The sequence below is a fragment of the Corallococcus exercitus genome (assembly GCF_003611585.1).
Lineage (GTDB): Bacteria > Myxococcota > Myxococcia > Myxococcales > Myxococcaceae > Corallococcus > Corallococcus exercitus.
Window position 1 is genome coordinate 1 of record NZ_RAVW01000641.1, and the last position, 3,602, is coordinate 3,602.

General features: G+C 71.2%; 6 protein-coding genes. All 6 read right to left on the reverse strand.

Translation table 11 applies throughout. The annotated features are described in order from the left end of the window. The coding region (locus tag D7W79_RS40130) for a hypothetical protein (RefSeq protein WP_147442306.1) at positions 1-1,118 on the reverse strand (1,118 nt) is incomplete at its 3' end. Continuing rightward, positions 1,087-1,281: a hypothetical protein gene (locus D7W79_RS40135; protein WP_120530484.1), complete on the reverse strand. Its 195-nt coding sequence runs from the start codon at positions 1,279-1,281 to the stop codon at positions 1,087-1,089. The genes D7W79_RS40130 and D7W79_RS40135, both read right to left, overlap by 32 nt. Before the next feature lie 4 nt (positions 1,282-1,285). After that, the gene (locus D7W79_RS40140) at positions 1,286-2,473 is read right to left on the reverse strand and encodes a phage baseplate assembly protein V (RefSeq protein ID WP_120530485.1); all 1,188 of its coding nucleotides are present in this window, start codon (positions 2,471-2,473) and stop codon (positions 1,286-1,288) included. Further along, positions 2,470-2,679, reverse strand: coding sequence for a hypothetical protein (locus D7W79_RS40145; protein ID WP_120530486.1), 210 nt, complete (start codon positions 2,677-2,679; stop codon positions 2,470-2,472). The genes D7W79_RS40140 and D7W79_RS40145 overlap by 4 nt, the downstream gene beginning before the upstream one ends. Continuing rightward, positions 2,679-3,020, reverse strand: a complete 342-nt coding sequence (locus D7W79_RS40150) for a hypothetical protein (protein WP_120530487.1) — start codon at positions 3,018-3,020, stop codon at positions 2,679-2,681. Before D7W79_RS40150 ends, D7W79_RS40145 begins: the two co-directional genes overlap by 1 nt. A gap of 32 nt (positions 3,021-3,052) precedes the next feature. Beyond that, positions 3,053-3,602 (reverse strand): hypothetical protein (locus D7W79_RS44095; protein ID WP_158617169.1); only part of this gene is annotated, 550 nt, incomplete at its 5' end.

Genomic DNA, 3,602 nt, shown 5'->3' on the forward strand with positions numbered 1-3,602 from the left:
GCCAGGTTGGGGCCCGCCGCCAGCAGGCAGATGCCGCCCACGTAGCCGCCCGGGGGCCGGTTCGCCGCCGTGAGGAAGGCCTGCTTCAGCCCCGCCACCCCGCCCGTCGTGGACACCGGCAGCGCGTACATGCCCGCGGACTTGAGCGCGTCCAGCAGGTCGATGATGGCCTGCACCGCCTGCACCAGCTTCATCAACACCTGCACCTTGTCCTGCATCGCGGCGGCGAGGCTCTTGATGAGCGCCGCGAGGTTGTCCACGGACAACAGCAGCGACCTGAGCGCCTCCGGGAGGATGAGCAGCTTCTCCAGGTCCGGGAACAGGTCGCGCATGCGCGCGGACTTCCAGTCCGGCTTCACCGACTTGCCGCGAGCCCTGGCGCGGCGCGGATCCAACGCGCCCCTGGGGTACTTCTCGAACGCCTTCTTGAACGCGCTGATGTTGAGCAGCTTACCCAGGAGGTACAGCGCCTGCCGGAGCGCATCCAGCGAGGGCGCCGCCATCACGATGAACACCGCCTGCACCGGCGCGCCGTCCGTCACCGTCGGGCGCGAGTTGTCCCCCGGGTCGTCGAACGACGCGGTGAACCGCCCCGCCCAGCGCGCGAAGCCGTCCGGCGTCACCGGCGGGCGCTCCAGCGCGAAGCCCGCCTTGAAGTCCCTGGGAACGTTCGGGATGAAGCCCGTCTCCGCCAGGTTCGTCTCCGTGGGACCGATGCCCGGCGCGTCCGCGTAGAGGTACGCCCCCGCGTTGAGCAGGTCGTCGATGATGTCCTTGAGCAGCGCGTAGGCCGCGAGGATGAGCGCCCGGAATGGATCCGGCAGCCCCAGGAGGATGGCCGCCAGCGCCTGGAGCAGCGCCTTCACGAACTGGAGCACCGCGATGATGATCTGGAGCGGCGGCTTGACGATGCCCACCAACTGCTCCAGCCCCGGCGGCACGCCAATCACCAATGGCCGCCACGCGGGCCCGGCCGCGGCCCCCGCGTCCGTCCCGTTGCCGTCCGCCCCGGTGCCGTCCGTCCCTTCCGTCTCGGCCAGGGCCTTCGCCAGCTCCTCGCAGCAGACCTCCAGCGCGCCGTGGAGCTCAGCGATAGCGGCGTCGTTGAACTCGGCCACGCGCGTCCTCCCGGGTGCGTTGTTCCAGCTCCATCAGCCTCTCCAGCCGCTCGGCGTCCTGGGCCACGCCCACCGCCGCCGCCTGGAGCAGCAGGGCCTTCACCTCTTCCAGCCGCTCGCGCAGCACCGACGCCTCCAGCGGACTCCAGCCGGGCTCCCTCATCGCGTCACCCCACCGGCAAGCGCTTGACGAAGCCGAAGTAGGACCAGTCCAGCATCGGCGTCATCGCGGCCCAGACGTCCAGCAGCGGCCCGTACGCGGCCACCGTCATCGGGTTCACCGCCTTGAGGATCTGCGCCAGCATCGTGAAGTGGATGGCCAGCCCGTCGCCCAGCACCATGGGCGAGATGGCGGAGATGCCGCCCACCTGGCACATGCCCAGCATGGTGTTGATGGACACGTTGCCCATCAGCGCGTCGATGGAGACGGCGTTGAGCGACGGGCCCGGCAGGTCCGGCATCGTCGCGGCGACCTTCACCGCCTTGCCCGCGGCGAGGTTCACGTTGCCGCCGGACGTGACGCCGAAGCCGCCCACCGCCGTCTCCTGCGACGCGCCGGACACGGTGCGCGTGTGGCTGCCCTGGATGCGGTCCTCGCGCGGGCCGCCCACCGTCTCCTTCAGGCCCGTGCCGCCCACCACGCGGCTGTAGCCCGCCACGTCCACCTTCTCCGTCAGCGACCCCGTCACGTGCAGCGACACGTCCCCGCCCACGTCGCGGGTGTGGCTGCCGTCCACCGTCTCCTCCTGCGTGCCGCCCACCTCCAGCCGGTCGTCGCCGTCCACCTCCGCGGAGCGGTTGCCCTCGTTCACCGTGCGCTCGTTGCTGATGAGCCGGTCCAGGCCCTCCGCGGACAGGATGACGCGGTTGCCCTGCCGGTCGTGGATCTCCACGCGCGCGGACTCCGGCCGGTCGTCCAGGACGATGTAGTGGCCCGTGGCGGACTTGAGCATCCGCACGCCCGGCACCGCGGACTGGGGCGGATAGTCGTGCTTGGGCACTTCGCTGACGTCCGGGGCCACGCGCGCGGTGGAGTCCGGCTGGCCCAGGTCCGCGAGCGCCGGCTGGCCCCACCACATGCCGCTCCAGATGGGCTGGGACAGGTCGCCGCCCTCGAACTCCACCCAGACGCCCGCGCCCACGTCCGGCACCACGAAGAGGCCCTGGTCCGGGCCCGCGTAGGGCGTGCACGGCATGGCCCAGCCGGTGGCCACGTCCCCCATCAGGCGCGGCACCACGCACTGGATGCGCCCCAGGTTGAGGGGGTCCGACACGTTGGTCACGTAGCCGCGGTACTTGCCGAAGTAGCGGCTCTCCGTGCGTTCGATGAGTTGCTGCAGCAGTTGTTCAATCATCGCGCGGTCCCCAGGTCGTCGTCCTCGTCGTACTGGCGCACGCCGGAGACGTCCGACAGGTTGATGTAGACGGGTGTGATGCCGTCCGGCCCGGTGAGGTGGACGACGTCGTCGATGAGCTCCACCACCAGGCCCACGTACACCTGGCCCAGCGTGGTGAAGAGGTAGCAGCGCTGCCCCATGCTGGCTTCGAGCAGCTTGCGCATCACTCCTCCAGCTTCTGCACGAGCCGCGTCGCCAGCTTCACGCGCGTATCCACCCAGACGCCCACGTCGCGCTGGCGCTCGGCGGCGAGCTTGCGGCGCGCGGCGCGCACCAGGTCCTGGAGCGTCACGGGCACGGCGGGAATGGGCGGCAGGCGGGAGATGCGCACCTCCAGGGCCTTGAGCACGACGGCGTCCAGGTCCAGCTTCGCGCGCGTGCCCGCCAGGTTCTCCAGCGCCGCGACCTTCGCGTCGGGCGCGTCCGGCGTGGCGGAGAGGCTGACCTCCGGCAGCGCGGTGCGCTGGAGGGCGACGAGGCCACTGAGGGCGAAGGGGTCGGGCATGGGGGTGTCCTCCGGAAAAAGGGGTTCCAGCGCTACGGGTTGAGCTCCACCACGGCGTCGGCTTCCTGGACGTGCACGCCGGAGGTGGTCGCGTTGCCGACGGCCGCCACGCGCGAGCCGCCCAGGATGATGACGGAGTGGGCGTACGGATCCGGCGGCAGCTCCAGCGGCATGGGCAGCACGCCCGCGTCCTGCACCGGCTTGGGGCCCGCGATGCCGCCCGTGTAGAACGAGTCCGCCAGCACCTCGTGCAGCACGGAGACGTTGAGGATGCTCTCCTTCACGGTGGACGCCGCCGAGTCGATGCCGAGCACGCTCTTGTCCACCAACTGGAGCGCCTTCTTCGGGTCGCCCTCCGCCGCGGCCAGCACGGAGCGCACCTGGGCCTGCACGTCCTCCGGCCTCTCCGCGTGCATCGCGACGCGGTCCACCAGGTCGCGCAGCGCGCTCGTGGGCGAGTCGTCCTTCGTCACCGCGATGCCGTAGAGCGTCCGGGCTCCCAGGCGCACGTCCATGGTCGCGGGCAGCTTGGAGCGGAGGTCCTCCACGGTGGGCCGGTCCAGCACTCTCGTGGTGGGGATC

Excerpts from the sequence above, each read along its gene's own strand:
- D7W79_RS40150 (WP_120530487.1), bottom strand. The coding sequence starts at position 3,020 with ATGCCCGACCCCTTCGCCCTCAGTGGCCTCGTCGCCCTCCAGCGCACC.
- D7W79_RS40145 (WP_120530486.1), bottom strand. The coding sequence starts at position 2,679 with ATGCGCAAGCTGCTCGAAGCCAGCATGGGGCAGCGCTGCTACCTCTTC.
- D7W79_RS40140 (WP_120530485.1), bottom strand. The coding sequence starts at position 2,473 with ATGATTGAACAACTGCTGCAGCAACTCATCGAACGCACGGAGAGCCGC.
- D7W79_RS40135 (WP_120530484.1), bottom strand. The coding sequence starts at position 1,281 with ATGAGGGAGCCCGGCTGGAGTCCGCTGGAGGCGTCGGTGCTGCGCGAG.